This is a genomic window from Yoonia sp. TsM2_T14_4, from assembly GCF_049602355.1.
Classification (GTDB): domain Bacteria; phylum Pseudomonadota; class Alphaproteobacteria; order Rhodobacterales; family Rhodobacteraceae; genus Yoonia; species Yoonia vestfoldensis_A.
On sequence record NZ_CP187137.1, the window covers coordinates 2,102,378 to 2,125,831 of the forward strand.

The 23,454-nt window shown below is 60.9% G+C and carries 25 protein-coding genes; 13 read left to right on the plus strand and 12 right to left on the minus strand.

Annotated features, from left to right (window positions below):
* Positions 1-109 precede the first annotated feature (109 nt).
* Positions 110-2,179, plus strand: a complete 2,070-nt coding sequence (locus ACPF9B_RS10360; protein WP_424177227.1) for a hypothetical protein — start codon at positions 110-112, stop codon at positions 2,177-2,179.
* A 28-nt stretch (positions 2,180-2,207) separates the two neighbouring features.
* Here ACPF9B_RS10360 and ACPF9B_RS10365 read toward each other — a convergent pair whose 3' ends face one another.
* The gene (locus tag ACPF9B_RS10365) at positions 2,208-2,921 is read right to left on the minus strand and encodes a DUF599 domain-containing protein (RefSeq protein ID WP_007206968.1); all 714 of its coding nucleotides are present in this window, start codon (positions 2,919-2,921) and stop codon (positions 2,208-2,210) included.
* Positions 2,922-3,010: 89 nt separating this feature from the next.
* Here ACPF9B_RS10365 and ACPF9B_RS10370 point away from each other — a divergent pair, with 89 nt between their 5' ends.
* From ACPF9B_RS10370 to ACPF9B_RS10390, 5 genes are all read left to right on the plus strand, one after another.
* Positions 3,011-4,444, plus strand: coding sequence for an FAD-linked oxidase C-terminal domain-containing protein (locus tag ACPF9B_RS10370; protein ID WP_007206967.1), 1,434 nt, complete (start codon positions 3,011-3,013; stop codon positions 4,442-4,444).
* Positions 4,445-4,511: 67 nt separating this feature from the next.
* The gene (locus ACPF9B_RS10375) at positions 4,512-5,606 is read left to right on the plus strand and encodes an FAD-binding protein (protein WP_424177230.1); all 1,095 of its coding nucleotides are present in this window, start codon (positions 4,512-4,514) and stop codon (positions 5,604-5,606) included.
* Complete coding sequence (glcF, locus tag ACPF9B_RS10380; protein ID WP_424177232.1) at positions 5,606-6,925, plus strand: glycolate oxidase subunit GlcF; 1,320 nt, start codon at positions 5,606-5,608, stop codon at positions 6,923-6,925. The genes ACPF9B_RS10375 and glcF overlap by 1 nt, the downstream gene beginning before the upstream one ends.
* Positions 6,926-6,982: 57 nt before the next feature.
* Positions 6,983-7,789, plus strand: a complete 807-nt coding sequence (locus ACPF9B_RS10385) for a trypsin-like serine peptidase (protein ID WP_040483018.1) — start codon at positions 6,983-6,985, stop codon at positions 7,787-7,789.
* Positions 7,790-7,918: 129 nt separating this feature from the next.
* The gene (locus tag ACPF9B_RS10390) at positions 7,919-8,386 is read left to right on the plus strand and encodes an Hsp20 family protein (RefSeq protein WP_040483339.1); all 468 of its coding nucleotides are present in this window, start codon (positions 7,919-7,921) and stop codon (positions 8,384-8,386) included.
* A gap of 89 nt (positions 8,387-8,475) precedes the next feature.
* On the opposite strand, the gene polA is transcribed toward ACPF9B_RS10390, so the two are convergent.
* Both polA and ACPF9B_RS10400 read right to left on the minus strand, forming a co-directional pair.
* Positions 8,476-11,286 (minus strand): DNA polymerase I, encoded by a 2,811-nt coding sequence (gene polA, locus ACPF9B_RS10395; protein ID WP_007206962.1) that lies wholly within the window; start codon positions 11,284-11,286, stop codon positions 8,476-8,478.
* A 40-nt stretch (positions 11,287-11,326) separates the two neighbouring features.
* Positions 11,327-11,506 carry a zinc-finger domain-containing protein gene (locus ACPF9B_RS10400; RefSeq protein WP_007206961.1) on the minus strand — a complete coding sequence of 60 codons (180 nt, stop codon included), beginning with the start codon at positions 11,504-11,506 and terminating at the stop codon, positions 11,327-11,329.
* An 86-nt stretch (positions 11,507-11,592) separates the two neighbouring features.
* Here ACPF9B_RS10400 and ACPF9B_RS10405 point away from each other — a divergent pair, with 86 nt between their 5' ends.
* A complete protein-coding gene (locus ACPF9B_RS10405; protein WP_007206960.1) occupies positions 11,593-12,516 on the plus strand; it encodes an ABC transporter ATP-binding protein in 924 nt (307 codons plus the stop codon).
* Positions 12,517-12,522: 6 nt separating this feature from the next.
* Here ACPF9B_RS10405 and ACPF9B_RS10410 read toward each other — a convergent pair whose 3' ends face one another.
* Both ACPF9B_RS10410 and ACPF9B_RS10415 read right to left on the minus strand, forming a co-directional pair.
* A complete protein-coding gene (locus ACPF9B_RS10410) occupies positions 12,523-12,885 on the minus strand; it encodes an HIT domain-containing protein (RefSeq protein WP_007206959.1) in 363 nt (120 codons plus the stop codon).
* Between the two features lie 9 nt (positions 12,886-12,894).
* Positions 12,895-14,472, minus strand: a complete 1,578-nt coding sequence (locus ACPF9B_RS10415) for a DUF5928 domain-containing protein (protein WP_424177236.1) — start codon at positions 14,470-14,472, stop codon at positions 12,895-12,897.
* A gap of 78 nt (positions 14,473-14,550) precedes the next feature.
* Between ACPF9B_RS10415 and ACPF9B_RS10420 the strand changes: the two genes are divergently transcribed.
* From ACPF9B_RS10420 to ACPF9B_RS10430, 3 genes are all read left to right on the plus strand, one after another.
* Positions 14,551-15,414, plus strand: a complete 864-nt coding sequence (locus tag ACPF9B_RS10420) for a sulfotransferase family protein (protein WP_424180400.1) — start codon at positions 14,551-14,553, stop codon at positions 15,412-15,414.
* A gap of 128 nt (positions 15,415-15,542) precedes the next feature.
* Positions 15,543-15,677 (plus strand): hypothetical protein, encoded by a 135-nt coding sequence (locus tag ACPF9B_RS10425; RefSeq protein ID WP_424177238.1) that lies wholly within the window; start codon positions 15,543-15,545, stop codon positions 15,675-15,677.
* A 39-nt stretch (positions 15,678-15,716) separates the two neighbouring features.
* Positions 15,717-16,442: a hypothetical protein gene (locus ACPF9B_RS10430; protein ID WP_424177240.1), complete on the plus strand. Its 726-nt coding sequence runs from the start codon at positions 15,717-15,719 to the stop codon at positions 16,440-16,442.
* On the opposite strand, the gene ACPF9B_RS10435 is transcribed toward ACPF9B_RS10430, so the two are convergent.
* Both ACPF9B_RS10435 and nth read right to left on the minus strand, forming a co-directional pair.
* On the minus strand, positions 16,408-17,400 hold the full coding sequence (locus ACPF9B_RS10435) for an adenosine kinase (RefSeq protein ID WP_424177242.1): 993 nt from the start codon (positions 17,398-17,400) through the stop codon (positions 16,408-16,410). The genes ACPF9B_RS10430 and ACPF9B_RS10435 overlap by 35 nt on opposite strands.
* Positions 17,397-18,041, minus strand: a complete 645-nt coding sequence (nth, locus tag ACPF9B_RS10440) for an endonuclease III (protein ID WP_424180402.1) — start codon at positions 18,039-18,041, stop codon at positions 17,397-17,399. Before nth ends, ACPF9B_RS10435 begins: the two co-directional genes overlap by 4 nt.
* Positions 18,042-18,135: 94 nt before the next feature.
* Here nth and ACPF9B_RS10445 point away from each other — a divergent pair, with 94 nt between their 5' ends.
* The 3 genes from ACPF9B_RS10445 (at position 18,136) to ACPF9B_RS10455 (ending at position 20,635) form a co-directional block, all read left to right on the plus strand.
* On the plus strand, positions 18,136-19,011 hold the full coding sequence (locus ACPF9B_RS10445; RefSeq protein WP_424177244.1) for a methylated-DNA--[protein]-cysteine S-methyltransferase: 876 nt from the start codon (positions 18,136-18,138) through the stop codon (positions 19,009-19,011).
* 90 nt (positions 19,012-19,101) lie between these two features.
* Entirely contained in the window at positions 19,102-19,758 is a 657-nt protein-coding gene (locus tag ACPF9B_RS10450; protein ID WP_424177246.1) for an OmpA family protein, read from the plus strand.
* A 109-nt stretch (positions 19,759-19,867) separates the two neighbouring features.
* On the plus strand, positions 19,868-20,635 hold the full coding sequence (locus ACPF9B_RS10455; protein ID WP_007206950.1) for a FadR/GntR family transcriptional regulator: 768 nt from the start codon (positions 19,868-19,870) through the stop codon (positions 20,633-20,635).
* Between the two features lie 84 nt (positions 20,636-20,719).
* Here ACPF9B_RS10455 and ACPF9B_RS10460 read toward each other — a convergent pair whose 3' ends face one another.
* The 5 genes from ACPF9B_RS10460 to ACPF9B_RS10480 all read right to left on the minus strand — a co-directional run bounded on the left by ACPF9B_RS10460 (position 20,720) and on the right by ACPF9B_RS10480 (position 23,270).
* Positions 20,720-21,277, minus strand: a complete 558-nt coding sequence (locus ACPF9B_RS10460; protein WP_424177248.1) for a F0F1 ATP synthase subunit B — start codon at positions 21,275-21,277, stop codon at positions 20,720-20,722.
* Between the two features lie 3 nt (positions 21,278-21,280).
* Entirely contained in the window at positions 21,281-21,826 is a 546-nt protein-coding gene (locus ACPF9B_RS10465) for a F0F1 ATP synthase subunit B' (RefSeq protein ID WP_007206948.1), read from the minus strand.
* Positions 21,827-21,907: 81 nt separating this feature from the next.
* The gene (locus ACPF9B_RS10470) at positions 21,908-22,132 is read right to left on the minus strand and encodes a F0F1 ATP synthase subunit C (RefSeq protein ID WP_007206947.1); all 225 of its coding nucleotides are present in this window, start codon (positions 22,130-22,132) and stop codon (positions 21,908-21,910) included.
* A gap of 60 nt (positions 22,133-22,192) precedes the next feature.
* Entirely contained in the window at positions 22,193-22,945 is a 753-nt protein-coding gene (locus ACPF9B_RS10475; RefSeq protein ID WP_424177251.1) for a F0F1 ATP synthase subunit A, read from the minus strand.
* Complete coding sequence (locus ACPF9B_RS10480) at positions 22,935-23,270, minus strand: AtpZ/AtpI family protein (RefSeq protein ID WP_007206945.1); 336 nt, start codon at positions 23,268-23,270, stop codon at positions 22,935-22,937. The genes ACPF9B_RS10475 and ACPF9B_RS10480 overlap by 11 nt, the downstream gene beginning before the upstream one ends.
* Positions 23,271-23,454: the final 184 nt, after the last annotated feature.

The following is a 23,454-nucleotide window of genomic DNA, read 5'->3' on the forward strand; positions in this document are numbered from 1 at the left end:
GGCTGATCTTGACCTGTCAGATGTCACGACATCTGACGCCTCCGGCGGGGATTAACGTGAATTGCCACCGGCAATTCACGCGGCTCGGAAGATGCGAGGACGTTTGTAAATGACCGGCAGGGTGATCTTTGACCCGCTGATTCCGCTGATCGCGGTTTATGGTCTGGCGGGGTTGGTTGTTCTGGCGGTCACGCTCGCCCTCTGGCGGCGGTTGCCGGGCTGGTGGCTGCGCGCGCTGGCGGGGGTCGCGTTGCTGGCGGCCATGGCCAACCCGTCCTTGCAGCGCGAAGACCGCGCCCCGCTGAGCGATATAATCATGGTCGTGGTCGATGAAACCGCCAGCCAGCGCATCGCGGGCAGGCCAGACCAGAATGCGCAAGCCTTGGCGAATATCACCGCAGAACTTGACCGCCAGCCCAATACGGAAATGCGCCTTGTCACGCTGGGGGATGCCGAGGGCGATCAGGGGACGGCCCTGATGACCGCGTTGTCGCAGGCATTGGCCGAGGAACCGCAGAGCCGGATTGCGGGGATCGTGGTGATTTCTGACGGGCGTGTGCATGACATGGACAATGCCCCCGCCCTGCCTGCGCCACTGCACCTGATCCTGACCGGCGCGCCTGACGATTGGGACCGCCGGCTTGTCATATCCAACGCCCCCGCCTTTGCCATTCTGGGCGAGACTTTTACCCTGACGCTGCGGATCGAGGATCAGGGTGCCGCACCCGCCACGCAGACGGTCGATCTGTCGGTTTCCATTGATGGCGCCCCACCGCTGACCCTGCCTGTGCCGGTGGGCCGTGATATCGAACTGCCGGTGCAATTGTCCCATGCGGGCATGAACGTGCTGCAATTCACCATTCCTGAAGCGGAGGGCGAATTGACCGACCGCAACAATACCGCCGTGATCCAGATCAACGGCGTGCGCGACCGGCTGCGCGTTCTGCTCGTATCGGGCGAGCCGCATCCGGGCGAGAGGACATGGCGCAACCTGCTCAAATCGGATTCTGCCGTGGACCTAGTGCATTTCACCATCCTGCGCCCACCCGAAAAGCAGGACGGTGTGCCGGTCACTGAATTGTCGCTGATCGCCTTTCCCACGCGCGAACTGTTCCTCGAAAAGATTGATGATTTCGACCTGATCATCTTTGACCGCTATCGCCGGCGCGGGATATTGCCCAATGCCTATCTGGATAATATCCGCAATTATGTCGACCAGGGCGGGGCTGTGCTGATTTCGTCGGGGCCGGAATATGGCGCCGCCGAAAGCATCTATCGCTCGCCTCTGGGCGCTGTGCTGCCCGGTGCGCCGACCGCGCGCGTGTTCGAGGAAGGGTTCGTGCCGCAGATCACCGATCTGGGCGCGCGCCATCCGGTGACAGCGGGGCTGGATGACCTGTCTCCGCCTGCCGCGGAGGGCGATGGTCCGGGCTGGGGCCGCTGGTTCCGGCTGGTCGATGTGGTGGTCCCGCAAGAGGCATCTGTCGTGATGTCCGGCCTTGATGATCGCCCTTTGCTGGTGCTGAACCGTGTTGGCGCAGGCCGTGTCGCGCTGATGGCGTCGGATCATTCATGGCTTTGGGATCGCGGCTATGAAGGCGGCGGGCCGCAATTGGAACTGCTGCGCCGTCTGGCGCATTGGATGATGCGTGAACCCGAGCTGGAAGAAGAGGCGCTGTTTGTCGAACCTGCAGGCCAGCAGATGCGGATCATCCGCCGCACCCTGTCGGAAACCACGGGCGACGTGACGATCACCCATCCCGACGGGACCGAGACCACCCTGCCCTTGACCGAAACATCCCCTGGCCGGTTCGAGACGCTGTGGGATGCGCCCGAGATCGGGCTTTACCGGCTCGATGACGGGGACCAGCAGGCCGTGATCGCCCTTGGCACTGCGGCACCGCGCGAATTCGAACAGACGATTGCAACGGGTGACATGCTGGCACCGCTGATCGACGCGCAGCGCGGCGGGATCATGCCGGTTTCAGCGGGTGCCGTGGACATCCGCGCCGTGCGCGCAGGCCGCCCGGCCACGGGACGCGGCTGGATCGGGATCACCCCGCGCGGCGCGTTCCAGACGGCGGATATCAAGATCACGCCCCTGGTGCCGGCATGGTTGTTCCTGCTGCTGGCCGCGATGTTGAGCGTGGGGGCATGGCTGCGCGAAGGGCGGCGTTAGAGCATCCCCAAAGGCCGCAAAATGCGGGTCATGGTTTCCCCGAAACGCCGTCGTCGTTCATCAGCACATTGCGCGGCAACGACGCAAATTCGCGCGACCAGATGATCCATGCCACGATCAGCGTTGCCGCGACCAATGCACCGGGGCCTGCCAGCCAGCCCAGCGCCGCAAGCGCGAAATACATCGACCGCAGGCCGCGGTTGAAATTCAGTGCGGCACGGATGTTCAGTTCCGCCGCCTGCGCCGCGCGCGGATAGGCCAGCGGATCGGCGGGGTCGTTTGGCACCGAGGCCATGACCACCGCGCAATAGCCGAACACACGGTTGGACCAGACGAATTTCAAAAAACCATTGATCAGAAACAGCGCCACCAGCGCCAGTTTCAACTGCCAGATCAGGACCGGCACCTGTGTATCGCTCACCTCAGCGGCAACGCCACGCAGGCTTTCGGTATTGCCAAGCAGCGCCAGCACGCCCCCGATGGCAAACAGGCTGGTCGATGCAAAAAACGCGGTGGCTTCGCGCAGACCGCCCAGGATCTGGCTGTCAAAAATGCGCGAATCGCGGGTGACAAGTACCTTCATCCAGTCGCGCCGCCGTTCGGACATCAGCATGGTGACCGAGGGGTTCTTGGCCCCCGGATGTTCGATCCGCCAGCCGATCCCGAACCAGACCAGCAAGATCAGCGCCGCCGCAATCGCGTCGAACAAAGTGAGCAGGGCAATATGGTCAAGAAATGTCATAACAAACCTGTAGCGGGTCCAGTTCCAACTTGCCATATGGCAAAATTGGTCATATATTCTTACCAGTCACCACGATGGGAGGTCGTTCCATGCAAATGCCACAGCCGAATGCCGGTGTTTTGTCCCGCAAGGACCAGATTGTCGCCCGATTGGCCGCTGTGCTGCCGCCGGATGCGTTGATGTCCGATATCGCGGAAACCCGCGCTTATGAATGTGACGCGCTGACCGCCTATCGCTGCCCGCCGCTTGCCGTGGTTTTGCCCTCGACGACCGAACAAGTCTCGGCCGTGCTGAAGATTTGCCATGATATGGGCGTGCCGGTTGTGCCACGCGGATCGGGCACCTCGCTGGCCGGTGGTGCGCTGCCGACGGCGGATTGCGTGATCCTTGGCGTCGCGCGGATGACACAGGTGATCGAGACGAATTACCCCGACCGCTATATCCGCGTGCAGACGGGCCGCACCAACCTGTCGGTGACGGGTGCTGTCGAGGCGGATGGATTTTTCTATGCCCCCGACCCGTCCAGCCAGCTGGCCTGCGCGATTGCGGGCAATATCGCGATGAATTCGGGCGGCGCGCATTGCCTGAAATATGGTGTCACCACCAATAACCTGCTGGGTGTGACGCTGGTCACGATGGACGGCACTGTGATGGACATCGGCGGCGCGCATATGGATGCCGGCGGGCTTGATCTGCTTGGCGTGATCTGCGGGTCCGAGGGTCAGTTGGGCGTCGTGACCGAGGCGACCCTGCGCATTCTGCCCAAACCCGAAGGCGCGCGCCCCGTGCTGATGGGCTATGACAGTTCCGAAGTCGCGGGTCAGGTTGTCACCGACATCATCAAGGCAGGCATTCTGCCCGTTGCCATCGAATTCATGGACCGCCCCTGTATCGAGGCGACCGAAGCCTTTGCCAAGGCAGGCTATCCGATCTGCGAGGCGCTGTTGATCGTCGAGGTCGAAGGATCGCCCGCCGAAATCGACGCGCAGCTGGCGCTGATCATGCAGATCGCCCGCAGCCACAACCCCGTGGAATTGCGCGAAGCCAAGGATGCCGACGAGGCGGGCCGCATCTGGCTGGGCCGCAAATCGGCCTTTGGCGCGATGGGTCAGATCAATGATTACATGTGTCTGGATGGCACGATTCCAGTGTCGGCACTGCCCTATGTGCTGCGCCGGATTGGCGAGATGTCCAAGGAATACGGGCTGGGCGTCGGCAATGTGTTCCACGCCGGTGACGGAAACATGCACCCGCTGATCCTGTTTGATGCCAATAAACCCGGTGATCTGGAGCTCTGCGAGGCGTTCGGCGCGGATATCCTGCGGCTTTGTGTCGAGGTGGGCGGCTGCCTGACCGGCGAACATGGCGTGGGGATCGAAAAGCGTGATCTGATGCATGTGCAATTCGCCACTGCCGATCTTGAGGCGCAGATGGCAGTCAAAGATGTCTTCGATCCGGGTTGGTTGCTGAATGCGGCCAAAGTGTTTCCGCTGGATAGCTCTGCGCCACGGCGCGCGGCTTGAGGGGGCTTTGCCCCCGCCACGGACGCTGTCCGCGGCTCCCCCAGGATATTTATACTCGGAAGATGATATGACACCCAAGAACGAGCAAGACCTTGCCCGCATGGTGGCCGAGGCCGATGGCCCGCTGCGGATCATGGGCGGCCGGACAAGACCTATCGGGCGCGCGACAGGGGCTGCATTGTCGCTGGCGGGGATGGCGGGGATCACGCTTTATGAACCCGGCGCGCTGACGCTGGTGGCCAAGGCCGGTACGCCTTTGGCCGAGGTGCAGGCGCGGCTGGCGGCGGAAAACCAGCGCCTTGCGTTTGAACCGATGGATCATCGCGCACTGCTTGGCACCAGTGGAGAGCCGACCATCGGCGGGATGGTTGCGGCCAATGTGTCAGGGCCACGCCGGATCACCGTGGGGGCCTGCCGCGATTTCATGCTGGGCGTGCGGTTTGTCGATGGCGCGGGCAATATCATCAAGAACGGGGGCCGCGTGATGAAGAACGTCACCGGCTATGATCTGGTCAAGCTGCTCTGCGGGTCTTACGGCACCTTGGGTGTGCTGACCGAAGTGTCGCTGAAAGTGCTGCCGGATGTGGAAACCGAAGCGACGCTGGTGCTGGACGGTCTGGATGACGCGACCGCTGTCGCCGCGTTGGCAGCGGCCATGTCTTCGCCTTTCGAGGTGACAGGGGCGGCGCATGATCCTGCTGCGGGGCGCACGATGCTGCGGCTGGAAGGATTTGCCGCCTCGGTCGCGTATCGCGCGCAAGCCTTGGCGGGGGTCGTGGCTCCGTTTGGGTCAGCCAAGGTACTGGATGATAAAGCCGCGTCTGCCGCGCTCTGGGCCGCGATCCGCGATGTGACCGCCTTTGCCGGACAACAGGGCTGCGTCTGGCGGTTGTCGGTCAAGGCGTCGGATGCGCCCGCGCTGGTCGCCAAGGCAGGGGCGCGGGCGGTGGTCTATGATTGGGCGGGCGGGCTTGTGTGGTTGCTGGCCGATGGTGATCTGCGCACAAGGCTGGGTGATTTCAAAGGCCATGCGACGCTGATCCGTGGGCAGGCGCATGTGCCGGTGTTCCAGCCGGAATCCGCGCCTGTCGCGGCGCTGAGCGCAGGGCTGCGCGCGAAATTCGATCCGCGCGGGATATTCAATCCGGGGATGATGGGCTGATGCAGACGACATTCACACCAGAGCAATTGCAGGATTCAGGTACCGCGCGGGCCAACCAGATTTTGCGCACCTGTGTGCATTGCGGGTTCTGCACGGCGACCTGCCCGACCTATCAGATATTGGGCGATGAATTGGACAGCCCGCGGGGGCGGATTTACCTGATCAAGGACATGCTCGAAAACGAGCGCAAGCCCGATGCCAAGACTGTCAAACATATCGACCGCTGCCTGTCGTGTCTGGCCTGCATGACCACCTGTCCATCCGGCGTGCATTACATGCATCTGGTCGATCATGCCCGCGCCTATATTGAAAAGAATTATGACAGGCCATGGTCGGACCGTGCCTTGCGCTGGATCTTGGCGCAGGTCCTGCCCTATCCGATGCGGTTCCGGCTGGCGCTGCTGGGGGCCAAGTTCGGACGACCCTTTGCGCGGTTCATGCCTGATCCGCGCCTGCGCGCGATGCTGGAAATGGCACCGCGCACCATTCCGCCGGTCAGCCGCAATGATGATCCGCAGACCTTTGCGGTCGCCGATAAAAAGATGCGCGTGGCGCTGATGACGGGGTGTGCGCAAAAGGCGCTGAACACAGATATCAACGACGCCACGATCCGCCTGCTGACGCGTTTCGGGGCCGAGGTTGTCGTGGCAAAAGGGGCGGGTTGTTGCGGGGCCTTGACCCATCACATGGGCAAGGAAAAGGAAAGCCATGCGGCGGCCGCCGCCAATATCCGGGCCTGGGTGCGCGAGATGGATCAGGGTGGGCTTGATGCCATCGTCATCAATACCTCTGGCTGCGGCACGACGGTCAAGGATTACGGGCATATGTTCCGCGATGACCCGTTGGCCGCCGATGCCGCGCGGGTTGCGGCCATCGCGATGGATGTGTCCGAAGTGCTGATGAAGCTTGACCTGCCCGCAGGTGCCGCCAAAGGCACCAAGGTCGCCTATCACGCCGCCTGTTCTTTGCAGCATGGTCAGAAGATCAAGACATATCCCAAGGATTTGCTGAAAAAGGCCGGTTTCACCGTGTTGGAACCTGCCGACAGCCACCTGTGCTGCGGGTCTGCGGGAACGTACAACCTGATGCAGCCCGAGATCTCCAAGCAGTTGAAGGCCCGCAAGGTCAAGACGCTAGAGGCGCTGGTGCCCGATATCATCGCCGCAGGCAATATCGGCTGCATGATGCAGATCGGCAGCGGCACCGGCGTGCCAATCGTGCATACCGTTGAATTGCTGGATTGGGCGACGGGCGGGCCGCAGCCCCCCGCGCTGAGCGCCCCCGGCAAGACGGTGCCAGCGGTGCCGATCCTGCGCTAGCGCCGTGGTGCTGCGTGGTCTATCATGCAGACCTGCGGCAGCTGGACGGAACACGGGATGCGCCATTTCATTGCGACAGTTTGCACGGTTCTGATGGCCGGTGTTGCCGCCGCGCAGGAAACCGGACTAGTCACCTTGCAGACGCGTCAGGACAGCGCGGGCTGGGAGGCTGTCGGGCGGCTTGATATCGCAGGAAAAGGGTTCTGCACGGCGGCATTGATCCGCGAAAAGCTGATCCTGACGGCGGCGCATTGCCTTTATGACAAGGACGGGTCTGTGGTCGCGGCGGACAGGTTTTCGTTTCGCGCGGGATTACGCGACGGGCGGGCGGCGGCGACGCGCGGGGTGACACGGGCGGTGGCACATCCTGATTACATCCACACCGGTGGTGTGACCCGCCCGGCGGCTGTGGCGATGGATATTGCAGTGCTGGAACTGGACCTTCCGATCCGTGAAACCCGCCTGCGCCCCTATCTGATCGCCCAACGCCCGCTGAGCGGTGACGAGGTCGGGGTCGTGTCCTATGGCCGCGGGCGCGAAGACGCCCCCAGCCTGCAAGAGGTCTGCAACGTGCTGGGCCACCAGACCGGCGTGATCATCATGACCTGCGATGTCGATTACGGATCAAGCGGATCGCCGGTCTTTATCATGCACCAGGGCGAGACGCGGATCGCCTCGGTCGTGTCCGCGATGGCCGAGGTAGGCGGCGAAAAAGTGGCGCTTGGCACCTCGCTCGAAGGGCCGCTGAATGCGCTGATGGCGCATTTGGCAAGCCAAGCCCCGGTGCGCCCGGGCGGCAGCCAGCGCGTGATGACATCGGGCGCGCGCAACGACACGGGCGCCAAATTCGTCACCGTCGATTAGGGTCTTGAAAGGCGCTGCTGCCTTTCCCAAATCTATCCCAGCAAGGTGCCAATGACGGGCCTTGCCCTAACGGTCTGTCCATGAATGGAAGGCCAGACATTGTTATCGCTTGATGAAAAGGATGACCCTATGCGTAGTTTTGATTTAACCCCGCTGTACCGTGCCACTGTCGGTTTTGACCAGATCGCCGAGCTTTTGGACCGTGCGCTGGCCAGTGATGTCGGCCAGACCAGCTATCCCCCTTATAATATCGAAAAAACCGCCGATGACGGCTGGCGCATTTCGATCGCCGTGGCCGGTTTTGCCGATCACGAGCTTGCGATCGAGGTCAAGGACCGCACGCTGCATGTCACCGCCCGCAAGGACGAAGACGACAGCACGCGCAAATTCCTGCACCGCGGGATCGCCACCCGCGCCTTTGAACGCCGGTTCCAGCTGGCCGATCATGTCGAGGTGACAGGTGCCTTGCATGAAAATGGCATGCTGCATATCGATCTGGTGCGCGAAGTGCCAGAGGCGCTGAAACCCCGCCGGATCGCCATTGCGCCTGCGCGCAAATCCGAGGCCAATCTGGTCGAGGCCAAATCGGTGAACTGATCCGCCGCTGCCGCGACGGAGCGCGCCGCGCGGGAGTATTTTTGGAAATAAGAAGTGGGGGCGCGGGGTTTTAGCCTCGCGCCCTGTTTTCAATGGGCGGTGGCCCAGTTTGGTCCCTGCCCCGCGTCCACGGAGAGTTTGACGTCGAGCTTGACGGCGGGGTCGCTGGCGGTTTCCATCACCTGCCGTGCGATGCCTATCAGATCGTCGGCGGCGGTTGCATCAACCTCGAACAGCAATTCGTCATGGACCTGCAGCAGCATCTTGGCGGGCAGACCGGCGATGGCTTTTGGCATCCGGATCATCGCGCGGCGGATCACATCGGCGGCGGTGCCCTGAATTGGCGCGTTGATCGCGGCGCGTTTGGCGAAACCGGCCTGCGGGCCTTTGGTGTTGATTTCCGGTGTGTTGATCCGGCGGCCGAACAGGGTCTGGACATAGCCACGATCGCGGGCAAAGGCGACGGTGTCATCCATATATTGCCGGATGCCCGGGAAACGTTCGAAATAGCGGTCGATGAACCCTTGGGCATCGCTGCGCGGAATCCGCAGGTTGCGTGCAAGACCGAAACCCGAAATCCCGTAGATGACACCGAAATTGATCGCCTTGGCCTGACGGCGGATATCGGGCGTCATCTGGTCGAGCGGCACGTCGAACATTTCCGACGCCGTCATCGCATGAATGTCGATCCCGTCAAGGAAGGCCTGTTTCAGCGCATCGATCCCCGCGATATGCGCCAGGATGCGCAATTCGATCTGGCTGTAGTCTAGGCTGACGATCACATTGCCTGGTGCCGCGACAAAGGCTTCGCGGATGCGCCGCCCTTCGTCAGACCGGACGGGGATGTTTTGCAGGTTCGGGTCGGTCGAGGCGAGCCGACCGGTGATCGCACCCGCGATGGAATAGGACGTATGCACGCGGCCCGTGTCGGGGTTGATGTGGTCCTGCAGCGCGTCGGTATAGGTTGATTTGAGTTTCGCCAATTGCCGCCAGTCGAGGATACGGCGTGGCAGGTCGTGGATCGTGGCGAGGTCTTCGAGCACATCGGCACCGGTGGAATAGGCGCCTGTCTTGCCCTTGGCGGGCAATTTGCCGTCGGGCATCGCAAGGCCCAGTTCATCGAACAGGATCTCGCCCAGCTGTTTGGGCGAGCCGACATTGAACGGGCGGCCCGCCATTTTCTGGATCTCGTCCTCGAGTCCCGCCATCTTTTGCGCGAATGCGTTGGACATCCGCGACAGGGTATCGCGGTCAACCTTGATCCCGTGCATTTCCATCTGCGCCAGCACCGGCACCAGCGGGCGTTCGAGCGTTTCATAGACCGTTGTCACACGCGATTGGTGCAGCTGCGGTTTGAACATCTGCCACAGGCGCAGGGTGACATCGGCATCTTCGGCGGCATATTTTACCGCATCGTCCACCGGCACCCGGTCAAAGGTGATGGCAGATTTTCCCGACCCCAACAGCGGTTTGATCGGGATCGGGATATGCCCCAGATAGCGTTCAGACAACGTGTCCATGCCGTGATTATGCAGCCCCGCATGCATCGCGTAGGACATCAGCATCGTGTCGTCGATGGGGGCGACAGCGATCCCCAGCAGCGCGAAAATCTTGGCATCATATTTCATGTTCTGCCCGATTTTCAGGATGCTCGCATCCTCCAGCACGGGCTTGAGCATCGCCAGACAGGCGGCCATATCCATCTGCCCTTCGGCCCGCGCGTCCGAGCCGAACAGATCATCCGCCCCCGCCTTATGCGCCAGCGGGATATAGCAGGCCTGCCCCGCCGCCACGCAAAGCGAGATGCCGACCAGATCGGCCCGCATTTCATCAAGGCTGGTGGTTTCGGTATCGACGGCGACATGGCCCGCCTCGTAAATCCGGTCGATCCAGACCTGCAGGGCTGTGGCATCGCGGACGCATTCATAGCTGTCGGCATCGAAAGGCACGGCCTCAATCGGGGCGGTTTCGGTCGCGGGGGCTGGCGCTTCGATCACGGGGGCAGCAACGCCAAGCTTGTCCGCGATCCGTTTGGATACGGTGCGAAATTCCATCTGGGCGAGAAAAGCCAGCAAGGTGTCGGGATCGGGCAGGCGGATTTCCAGATCATCCAGCCCGAAATCCAGAACCATATCGCAATCCAGCTGGACCAGCCGTTTGGACAATTCGATCTGCGCGCGATGGTTGACCAGCGTTTCGCGGCGTTTGGGTTGGGTGATTTCGCCCGCGCGCTCAAGCAGGCTTTCCAGATCACCGAATTCGTTGATCAGCAGGGCCGCGGTCTTGATCCCGATACCCGGCGCGCCCGGCACGTTATCAACCGAATCGCCCGCCAGCGCCTGCACATCGACCACGCGGTCCGGAAAGACGCCGAATTTTTCGAACACGCCGTCGCGGTCGATGCGTTTGTTTTTCATCGGGTCGAGCATTTCGACACCGTCGCCGACCAGCTGCATAAGGTCCTTGTCGGAACTGACGATGGTCACACGGCCCCCCGCGCGGCGCGCCTGATGGGCAAGGGTGGCGATGATATCGTCGGCCTCGAAGCCTTCGACCTCTTCGCAGGCGATGTTGAAGGCGCGGGTTGCGTCGCGGGTCAGCGGGATCTGCGGGCGCAACTCTTCGGGCATCGCCTCGCGGTTGGCCTTGTATTGGTCATACATGTCGTTGCGAAAGGTATGGCTGCCCTTGTCAAAGATCACGGCGACATGGGTCGCAGCGTCAGCACCAGAGTTGTTTTCGACATAGCGTTGCAGCATGTTCACAAAACCGCTGACCGCCCCTACTGGCAGACCGTCGGACTTGCGCGTCAGCGGTGGCAGCGCATGATAGGCGCGAAAGATAAAGGCCGATCCGTCGATCAGATGCAGGTGACAGCCTTTGCCGAATTGGGTTGTCATGACGTCCCTCCGTTCCGGCGACAATGTGGCTTGGACAAGGTCAGACCTTGCCTTCGAAATCCTTGTGGATCAGCTTGGCGTCGCAATAGGGGCATTCGACCCAACCGCGCTGGTCGGGGATCTGCAGCCAGACGCGCGGATGGCCCAGCCCGGCTTCGCCGCCGTCGCAGGACACGCGCCAGTCGTTCACAATGCGGGTTTCCGGTGCGGGTGTGGTCATTGATCTGGCCTGTCTGATTGCCGCGGGGCGCTGCCCGCCTTATGTGTCACCCTATACCGCAGCTGCGGCAAAGGGGAAAGACCAGCATGACCGACAACGCCATCGAAATCACCGGCCTGCACAAGACCTATGCGGCCACCAGCCGCGCACCCGCGCATCAGGCGCTCAAAGGTATCGACCTGAATATCCCGCGCGGGATGGTCTTTGGCCTGTTGGGGCCGAACGGGGCGGGCAAATCGACGCTGATCAACATTCTGGCGGGTCTGGTGGTGAAATCGGCAGGATCGGTAAAAATCTGGGGCTTTGATCAGGACAAAAACCCGCGCCAGTCGCGCGCGGCCATCGGGATCATGCCGCAGGAACCGAATCTTGATCCGTTCTTTACACCCGCAGGATCGCTCGACGTGCAGGCAGGGCTTTACGGCGTGCCGAAATCGCAGCGCCGGACGGCGGAAATCCTTGACCTGATCGGGCTGACCGACAAGGCCAATGCCTACGCACGGTCATTGTCGGGGGGGATGCGGCGCAGGTTGTTGCTGGGCAAGGCGCTGGTGCATTCACCGCAGATTCTGGTGCTGGATGAACCGACCGCAGGCGTCGATATCACGCTGCGCAACATGCTGTGGGACAATGTACGCAAACTGAACCAGCAAGGCATGACCATCATCCTGACCACGCATTACCTGCAAGAGGCGCAGGAAATGTGCGACGAGATTGCCATCATCAACCACGGGGCCGTCGTGATCCGCGACAGCACCGCCAACCTTCTGGGGCGGCTCGACAGCAAGACGCTGGTCGTCACGCCTGCCAGCGCCGCCACCCTGCCCGCCCTGCCCGCGGGGATCACCGGACAGGCGCATGACGATGGACGGCTGAGCTTTACCTATAATGCGGGGGCCACACCAGCCGACGCGATCCTGTCGCTGCTGCGCGAGGCGGGTATCACCATCAAGGATGTGCAAAGCCGCGAGGCTGACCTCGAAGATGTATTCCTGTCACTGACGTCCTGAACGTCGTCAGCCCTGCAGCATCCGGCCCAATTGCCGCCCGCCGATGATATGCAGATGATAATGCGGCACGTCCTGCACGCCGTGGCTGCGGGTATTGGCGATGGCGCGAAACCCTTGGGCCACATCGGTCAGGCGGCAAACCTCGGCCACGGCCTGCATGAAACCGGCCTGTTCGGCAGGCGAGGCATCGCGCGCGAAATGGTCAAGGCTGACATAGGCCCCCTTGGGGATCACCAGCACATGCACCGGTGCCTGCGGGTTGATATCGTTGAACGCCAGCGCATGGTCGTTTTCATAGACCGTCTGATTGGGGATTTCCCCGCGCAGGATTTTCGCAAAGATATTCTGGTCGTCATAGTCAAAAGTCATCGGTCTTCCTTAATCAACAAACAGATGCGGCGTTTGCGCCAATGCCAGTGCTGTGGTGTCGTCCACCCCCAGAAACACCGCAAGCGCCGCCGCGTTTTCGGCATCGGGGGCGGTTTCACGCAGGCGCGCGGCATTCTTGAAACGGGCATCGCGGATCGCGTCACGTTCATGAATCATGTCACGGCGGATCGTGGGCAGCAAGCGCGCGAAGGTGTCGCGCGATGTTTGCGGCCCGGCCAGCCCCACACGGATCGCATGACCGATCAGATAATCGTCACCCAGATCGCAGTCGATTTCCAATATCCGCACATCGGCACGGTCGGCATGGAAATCCCCGAGCAGATCAAGGCTGGATGTATCCAGACAGATCACCACCCGATCCGTTCCCGCATGATCGTACAGCATCCGGACGAAAGCACGGTGATGGCGGCCACGTTTGGCCAGCGACCTCTCGATCCCGCCCATATCGGGCAATGGCGTGTCATCCTCATGGAACAGGTAATCAAAAGCCGGAATATCGGTGCTTTGGCGGATCGCCGCCGTCAGCCGCTTGGCGACATGCCATTTCTTACACAAGATGATCAGCAGGCTGCGCCCCGCCCCGATTGACGTCTCCGCCTCCCAGAACCGCGGGGCGAACCGCCGGCCGCTGCGCCCGCGCGCGGTCAGAAAGCTGAACAGGGTCCGGCCTTCGTTGGAAATGGTGAAATCCGTCCGATCCGATGCATAAAGCGCGCCCAGCACCTGTTTCAGGCGATGCGCCTCTGCGCTGATCTTGCGCGCGAACAAGGCATCCTGCCCCAGCAAAAGATCGGCATGGTCGTTGTAGAACGACACCGGCATCCCGTAATCGCTGAACATCAAAAAGGTCAATGTGCGGCTCTCGATCTCGCGGCCGGGGACGAGATGGCGAACAAGGGTCTGAAAAAACGTCTCGTCGGGAATCCAGGTCGTGCGGAAAAACCGGATCACGTCCAGGCGCTGGCGGGTGAAGGCGAGCACAGCCGCAACGCTGCTTCGGCGCAAGCACCACCACTGGCTGCCGATCATGACCTGAATACCAGGTGGGACCGCGCGGGTGATATTCAACCGCTTTTGCAAGGCAAAGGCAGCGTAAAACCGGCGCTTCTGGCTGCGTTCGTTGAAATAATGGCGATAGATCAGCCGTTCTTCGCGCAATCCGGTCTTGATCCAGTCAGTGTCGAAGAAATCGAAACTTTCGATGAAATCCTTGTCATGGGCATCCAGAAACTGATGCGCGTAATGGGCGGATTTGATCGGCATGCAATCGCCCGACAGCATGTAGAAATGGGTCGCCTGCGCAAAGGCGTCAAACGCGGCCTGCAGCGTGCGCAGGGTGGCCTCTACCAGGCTCCATTCGCCCCAGCCGCATCTGACACGGCGCGTCACAAAGATCGCGTTAGGGTTGTCTGCCAGCCCGCTGGTGATCTTGCGGTAATCGGCAGGGGCGGCAGAGGCATCGAAATGGATCGCCACATAGTCGCCAGCGGCCGTCAGCCGTGTCACCTGATTCAGGATGGCATCGGGGTCTTTGTGGCAAAGCAGGATAAAGGCGACACGTGCCATGATATTCTTCGTTCCGCGACTGGCTTTGTCGCGTTTTAGCGCAAACAGACATTGAAGCGACAGGGTTTCTTTGCCTTTATGTCGTCGGGTGGGCGCAGCTTGGCACAAAGGAGCATCGCATTGGCCAATTTTCCCGGAACCTGGATGACGCCCAGCGAAAGCATGGTCTACCGTGTGGTGCCGAAATGCGCCTGTTCGACCATCGGGCAGATCATGTATTATTCCGATCACGGCAGGTTCTTCGACGGCGACATCCATGACGCGAAGACAGGCCTGCACAAATGGGCGCTGGAGAACAGCCAGCAGCCGATCCGGGACAATGTGCTGGCGCATAAAAGTTTCGCCTTCACCTGCGTGCGCAACCCCTATACCCGCATCCTGTCGTCGTTCTTCGACAAGATCTGCGGCGTGCAACGCAGCGGAAATTACTATCGCGGCAATCTGGTCCCGCAGCTGATCCAGAAATACGGGATCGACGTGGGCAATCCGGCGGATGGACTCGCCTTTGATCAGATCAAAAGCTTCCGGCGATTCTTGCTGTTTGCACGCGACACGATCCGCTGGCGCAAACCGATGGAGCCGGATATCCACTGGTCGGCCATGTCAGGCCATATCGGGACATTCATCGCGAATGGCGGGCGTTATGACCACATCTTCTGGACCGAACAATTCGACGCCGGCATGCAGGCCGTGCTGGACCGGACCGACCGGCCCCATGCAATCGACCTTGCCACGATCCCGCGTTTCAACGAAAGCGAAGGCCACGGCCCCAAGCGGCTGCATCCTGTCGAGGATTACTTCGACGATCTGTCGATGCACTTGGTCTATGAAATCTACAAACGCGATTTCCGGTTGTTCAAATACGATTTCGAAAATCCGGCCAACAAGATGCCTGTGGGCGAGATCGACCTGGACGAAGTGCATGCCAAGCTGGGGCAGTAAGGGGGCTGTCTGCCCCCTCGGCGCTGGCGCGCCTCACCCCCGAGGATATTTTTGCTCGAACGATGCCGTTTAAGGGGATGTTAAGGTTAATGCGCCATGCTGATGCTGCGGTACAGGCAGGGATGCCGATGACCGCCGACAACGATGCCGCCATCTGTTGCAAGGCGCCGGGCGACCAAGTGATGGATGGCGGTTATCTTTTGCATCGTTCGAGCCCAAATATCCCCGCCGGAGGCATAAAAGTTTTTCTCGACATCGCTTGATGCTGGGTTATCTGCCAGACATCGGGTGATGCAGGGAAAATGATGATGGCGGTTGTTCTGGTGCTGGGCAGTGGCCCGAATGTTGTGGAAACCCGTGACTGGCCGCGCCATCCATTCGACCGGATCGTGGCGATCAACAACGCCTGGGCGGTACGCCCCGATTGGGACGATCTGATCCATCCTGATGATTTTCCGGCAGCGCGCATGCCGCGCGCGCTGGCCCCAGAGCAGCGGATTATCAGAGCCGCCGATTATGTTCCCTTGCAGAACGCATTTGGCGGCTTTGTTTATGCCGGCGGGACGATGGCCTTTACCGCAGGCTATTGGGCGCTGGCGGCGCTCAAGCCACGCGTGATTGCGATGATGGGCTGCGATATGGTCTATCCCGCGCAAAGCCAGACGCATTTCTATGGCACCGGCACAGCCGACCCGTTGCGCGCCGACGTCACTTTGCGCTCGCTCGAAGCGAAATCGGCGCGGTTCATGCTGATGGCTGCCGCGCGCGGCTGTGCTGTCGTCAACCTGTCACTGGACGAAAGCCGGCTGGTCTTTCCGCGCTGCACGCCACAGGCGACAGCCATTGCGCAGCCGCTGTTCTATGACCTTGCCAAGGCAGAGGCGGCATTGGCCGAAGAGGCCCGGCTTGGATATTACGTCCCATCCGGCAAATACTGGAAAGAGGAAGGGCGCTTTGACCCTGCCGCAATCGACGCGCTGGACCAGCGCTGGCTTAAAGCAGCTGGTGTTTTGCAAACAGCGTCCTGAGATCGGTTTCCGGCCGCGCGCCGATATGGCTGATCACCTCGGACGCCGCCAGATTGCCCATCTTGCCGCAGGTTTCCAAACCGAACCCTGCGGTCAGCCCCCACAGAAACCCTGCCGCGAACAGATCGCCCGCGCCTGTCGCATCGACAATCTCGGTCGGCACGGCAGGCACATGCCAGCGCGCGCCATTTGACAGGATATGTACGCCATTGCCGCTGTCAGTGCAGGCCACCATCTCCACCTCTGCCGCCGACTGGGCAAGGGCGTCCTCGAAATCTGTCGTCTGGTACATCGCCAGCATTTCCGCGCGGTTGCAGAACAAAAGATCCACATGGTCGCGGATCATCGTGGCAAAGGCATCGCGGTGCCGTGCGATGCAGAACGGATCGGACAGGGTGATCGACACGCGCCCGCCCGCCCCCTTGCAGGCGGCGATCGCCTTGGCAAAGGCGGCGTGGCTGTCGGGGCCGTCGAAACGGTACCCTTCCAGATAGATCCAGTCGGCATCGGCCATCTGCGCGTCATCAATATCGTCGGGCGACAGGAATTCGGTGACGCCAAGATAGGTGTTCATCGACCGCTCGCCATCCGACGTGACGATGACGATGCAGCGCCCGGTTTCGGCAGTCTCGGTCCGGGGCGCCAAGCGGGTCGCGTAATCCGCACCCTGCGCGCGCAGGTCATGCGCAAAGATCGCGCCCAGCTGGTCATCCTTGACCTTGCCGACATAGGCGGTCCGTCCGCCCAGCTGCGCGATACCGGCAATGGTATTCGCAGCCGATCCGCCGCTGATTTCCTTGGCGGGGCCAATCCGGTCATACAGATCGACCGCGCGGTCCATATCGATCAGCTGCATGATGCCTTTTTGCACGCCAGCGGTATCCAGAAATCCGTCATCGGCGCGCGCAAGCACATCGACCATCGCATTGCCGATGCCGACAACCTGATACTTTTTCATAAATTCTTTTCCTCATAGAGACACAGATCGCGGATCAGACAGGCACCGCATTTGGGTTTGCGTGCGACACAGACATAGCGCCCGTGCAGGATCATCCAATGATGCGCATGCAATTGATAATCGGCGGGGATATGGTCTTCGATGGCGCGTTCCACCGCATCGACATCGCGCCCCGGCGCCACGCCGCTGCGGTTGCCAAAGCGATAGATATGCGTGTCCACCGCCTGTGCTGGCTGGCCCCACCACATGTTCAGGACGACATTTGCGGTCTTGCGCCCGACACCGGGCAGCAATTGCAACGCCGCGCGGGAATTGGGCACTTCACCGCCGAAATCATCGACAAGGATCTGGCTCATCTTGATGATGTTCTTGGCCTTCTGGCGGAACAGGCCAATCGTTTTGATATGGTCGGTCACGCCGTCCAGCCCGAGGTCCAGCATCTTTTGCGGCGTATCGGCGACGGCGAACAGCGCGCGCGTGGCCTTGTTCACGCCTTTGTCGGTGGCCTGCGCGGACAGCGCGACCGCCACGACCAGCGTATAGGCGTTGACATGCTCAAGCTCGCCTTTCGGCTCGGGCGCTTCGGCCTGAAAACGCTCAAAGATCGCGCGGATGGAATGATAATCAAGCTGCTTTGCCATGGCATCGGTATGCAACGCCCGTTGCGGCTGGGCAAGCGCCGGATGCGCAATAATCGGGTCGCGGCGGGCGTGCGATATCACTAGGATCAGACCCATGGACCAGTCAGACAGATATCATTACCACGTCATGCGCCGCGCCATCGACCTGATCGATGCTGCGGGCGACGCACCGCTGTCGCTGGCCGATCTGGCGGCGCAGATGCAGATGAGCCCTGCGCATTTCCAGCGCCTGTTTTCGTCATGGGTGGGCGTGTCGCCCAAACGCTATCAGCAATATCTGAACCTGTCGCATGCCAAGACCCTGCTGCGCGACCGGTTCACCACGCTGGACACCGCCCATGCGGTCGGGTTGTCCGGTTCGGGCCGTCTGCACGACCTGTTCCTGCGCTGGGAAGCAATGAGCCCCGGCGATTACGCCCGCGACGCGGCGGGGCTGACGATTGTCTGGGGCTGGTTCGACAGTGTCTTTGGCCCCGCGCTGGTCATGGGGACGGATCGCGGGATTTGCGGGCTGGCCTTTGCCGCGGAAACCGGTGCTGACGCCGCGATGGCCGATCTGTGCCAGCGCTGGCCTGCGGCGACGTTCATCGAAAACCCCGATGCCCTGCGCGGCTGGGCCAAGGCGGCGCTGGGCATGACCGGCGAAACCCGCCTGCACATGATCGGCGCGCCATTCCAGCTCAAGGTCTGGGAGGCGCTGCTGGCCATTCCCTCAGGCCATGTGACCACCTATGCCGAGATCGCTGGCGCCATCGGCAATCCAAAGGCCGTGCGCGCCGTCGGCACGGCGGTTGGGCGCAATCCGGTCAGCTGGTTGATCCCCTGTCACCGCGCCTTGCGCAAATCGGGGGGGTTGGGCGGTTATCACTGGGGGATGCCGGTCAAACGGGCCATGCTCGCCTGGGAATCTGCGCGCATTGACGCAGGCGATGCGATGGGCGGAAAAGCACTGGAACCAAAAGGGGCGTGAAACCGTTATTGGATAGCAATGCATTTGTCGTCATAAGACAGCGTGTAAACCGCGCCGTTTTGCGCACTTTAAAGTAGTGGAAACCCTGTCATGATCCTATCCAAATTCCCCCTCGCGATTGCCGCCTCTGCCCTGCTGCTGGTTGCCGCCTGTGACCCCGGTGCGCCGAACCAAAGCCAGAACACGCGTCAGGGTGCCATGATCGGGGCGCTGGGGGGGGCCGCTGCCGGCGCCTTGATCGGCAACGACGGCACCGTGCGCGACCGCAACCGCGCGGCATTGATCGGTGCTGCATTGGGTGCCGGCGTCGGTGGCGGGATCGGCAACAGCCTTGACCGTCAGGCCGAAGAATTGCGCCGCGCGCTGCGCAACGATGTGGGTGTGTCCAATAACGGCACCAACCTGGTGGTCGTGCTGTCACAGGATCTTTTGTTCGCGACCAACAGCACACAAATCGGCGCACAATCGCAGAATGACCTGATGATCGTGGCGCGGTCGCTGACCAATTATCCTGATTCGACCATTAACGTGATCGGCCATACCGACAATGTCGGCTCTGCCAGCTTTAACCAGGACCTGTCGGAACGTCGTGCGCAATCTGTGGCCGGCGTGCTGCGCAGCGGCGGCGTGTCGTCCGGGCGGGTCCGGTCGATCGGCGCGGGTCTGTACCAGCCGATCGCGTCCAACGCTACAGCCGAAGGCCGCCAGTTGAACCGTCGTGTGGAAATCATCATCACGCCAAACTGATCTTTCGACATGCGACCGGCGAAGGGGCTGCAATCTGCGGCCCCTTTTCATTTGAACACATCATACAGAATGTGGTCATATGAACAGACCAAAACGCGAAAGAGACATTATGCCGTTCGAGCCGGTTCTTCAGGAAAAACTGTCCCAGGGCGTTGTGCACCAGATCGAAGGTCTGATTTTGCGCGGCATCCTACGGCCCGGCGAGCGTCTGCCATCCGAACGCGAGCTGAGCGAGACTATGAACGTATCGCGCCCGTCCCTGCGCGAGGCTTTGGCCGATCTGCAGGAACGCGGCCTGCTGATTTCACGCGCCGGGGCGGGGGTGTTCGTGGCCGATGTGCTGGGGTCCGCTTTTGCCCCCGCATTGGTCACGCTTTTTGCATCCCATGACGAGGCCGTGTTCGACTACATCAGCTTCCGCCGCGACATGGAGGGGCTGGCCGCCAGCCGCGCCGCCATTCTTGGGAGCGATACTGACCTCAAGGTGATCGACACTATTTTTCAAAAGATGGAAACCGCCCATCTGAAACGCAATCCGGCAGAAGAAGCCCATCTTGACGCCGGATTCCATCTGGCCATTATCGAGGCCAGCCACAACATCATCATGCTGCATATGATGCGGTCGATGTATGATCTGCTGCGCGAAGGTGTGTTTTATAACCGAAGCGTCATGTTCAAACAGCGCACGACGCGCGATGCCTTGCTTGACCAGCACCGCCAGATCAACATGGGGCTGCAAGCGCGCGATCCTGTCGCGGCCCGTGCGGCGGTCGAGGCGCATCTTGATTATGTCGAACAGGCGCTGACACGCCAGCAAAAGGCGGACCGCAACGAAACCTTCGCACAAAAGCGGTTCCAGCACGAATTGCGCCGCTAATTCGGCCGCGCGCCACGGCCTTTGAACGCAAAAGCCCGGATGCATCGCGGCACCCGGGCTTTTAGGATCATCAGATTGATCGGTTTAATGCAGTTTATCTGCGACAACCGCGATGGATTCGTCAATCAGCGCACCGGCCGATTTCGCGTTCATCTGCCCTGCCAGAACGTCCTTGGCAGCAGCGACAGCAACGATCACGGCCTGATCGCGGACATCCTTGATCGCAGCGGCCTGTGCGGATGCGATCTGTTCCTCGGCGGCCTGCATGCGGCGGCTGATGGATTTGGCGATCTCTTCTTTCGCAGCGATTGCCGCATCGTTTGCTTCTTGCTTGGCAGAGGCGACAATCCGGTCAGCCTGGACTTGCACGTCCTTTTGCTTGCGCTCGTAAGAGGCCAGCAGCGCCATCGCCTCTTCGCGCAAAGCCTTGGCTTCGTCAAGCTCGACACGGATATTGACCGCACGCTTGTCCAGCATGTCTGCCACCAGCGCCGGCACCTTGTAATACAGCAGGATGCCGATGAAGATCAGGAAGGCGACAAGAACCACGAAATCGGTGTTGCGCAGCGACACGAACGGATAATCCGCCGCCAATGCGGGCGAGGCTGCGGCAACCAAAAGGGCAGTGACCATAAAACGCATGACTTATCCTTTCATCCGCGCGTTGACCGCGGCGGTGATTGTCGTGGCGTCAGCAGTGCCACCCAGCGCCAGCACCAATTCCTTGGCGGTGTCGGTGGCGACCTCGGTGATGTTCTTGATGGCGCTGTCGCGAATTTCGCCAATGGCTGTTTCGCTTTCGGCGGCCTTGGCGGCGATGGCGGCATCGGCCTTTTGCAATGCGACGTCAAGGTCGGCCTGAATCTCTGCCTTGGCCTTGGCGATGATCTCCTGGGCCTTGGCGCGGGCATCGGTCAATGCCTGTTCATAGGCGGTTTCGGCTTCGGCTGCCTTGTTCTTGAAATCTTCGGCTGCGGCAATATCGTTCGTGATTGTGCCAGAGCGTTCGGCCAAGACCGCGCCAATCCGTGGCAGCGCAATGCGCGACATCACGAAGAAAATCGCAATCAATGTGACGATGAGCCAGAAAATCTGGTTCGGCATCCATTCAGCGCAAAGCTGCGGCATGCCAAGAGCGGATCCGCCGGCGTCGACGCAAGCTCCTGCGATCGTATTTGTCTGTGTTGCCATGATGGTCCCCGAATACCTTGCAGGTTTACCGACCGACACGCATCAAACGCGCCGGTCAGCCGTAAGGATATGGGTTGCCTGTTAGACTGCGAACATCAGCAGAAGCGACACGAGGAATGCGAAGATCCCCAGCGCTTCGGCGAATGCCAGACCGATGAACAGCGTGGCTGTCTGGCCAGCAGCGGCAGATGGGTTGCGCAATGCGCCTGCCAGGTAATTGCCGGCAACGTTGCCGACGCCGATTGCGGCAAAGCCGGAACCGATTGCAGCCAGACCAGCGCCGATATGTGCGAGTTCGCCTTCCATGAGAATTCTCCTTACGATTGGAAGTTGAGAGGTAGGACGGGTGATTTCACCCATCCGGTGTTAGTGATGCGGGTGAAGTGCGTCCTTGAGATAGACACAGATCAGGATCGTGAAGACATAGGCCTGAATGCCGGCAACCAGCACTTCCAGCCCATAGATGGCGATAATGCCAAGGATCGCCGCTGGGCTGGCGACAACCAGCGCCGCGAAACCGGCAAACACTTTCAGAACGACGTGGCCCGCCGCGATATTGCCGCCCAGACGAATGGACAGGCTGACCGGGCGCACGAGGTAGGAAATCACTTCGATCACCGCGATGATCGGGCGCAGGAACAAGGGTGCGTCGGACATCCAGAACAATTTCAGGAAAGAGGCCCCATGTTTCACGAACCCAAGGATCGTGATGGCGACGAAAGACCCAAAACCCAGCGTCGCAGTCACCGCGATCATCGATGTCGGGCTATAGGACATCGGGATCAAGGCGATGAAATTCGCAAACAGGATGAAGACGAACAACGTCATGATGTAGGGGAAATACTTGACCCCGTCCTTGCCGGTGATGTCTTCGATCATCTTGTAGATGAAACCATACATCAATTCGCCAATCGACTGGACACGCGACGGAATGATCGCACGGCCCCGGCTCCCCAGAACGAACAGCGCAAAGATCGCCAGCAGGATGATGCCCATCCAGACGGTGAGATTGGTAACAGTATACCAGTTGACCGCGCCATCCCCGAAAGCGGGCTTGACGATGAACTGGTCCAGCGGATGGAAGACAAGACCACCTTTGGTTTCTGGTTCAATCGCCACTTGCGTCACCCTTTTCCTGTGCAGCGCGCTGCTGCTTCAACTGAACCTCTGCTGCCGAGCGCATCATCGTCTGCACACCGGCGGCGAGGCCTAAAAATATGAACAGCACCAGAAAAACCGGCATGGTCCCAAACAGGGTATCCAAGCCGTATCCAATGCCGAAACCGATCCCCAGACCGGCCACGAGTTCGATCACCATTCGCCAGGCAAGCTGCGCTTGCGAATAATGTTCTTCCGAATGGTCCTTCACCTCTGCCGGTGTCTTGAGCGCCGCAATCTTCGCTTCGAGCGCCTTGAGGCGGTCTGCGTTCTGCGGTTCCGGCATCGGTTGGCCCCCTTCGGAAGGTTGGACATCGTCTAGGGTGGTGCAGGCAGAGAGTCAAGCCGCGACGATACCATATCAACCATATGTTTTAATTGAGTATTTTTAGAAAAGAGAAGTCAAAAAAGGCGGCCGGTGTGCGCGTTTTGTCGATATTCATATTCAACCGGATGGTTGACGTTTGCGT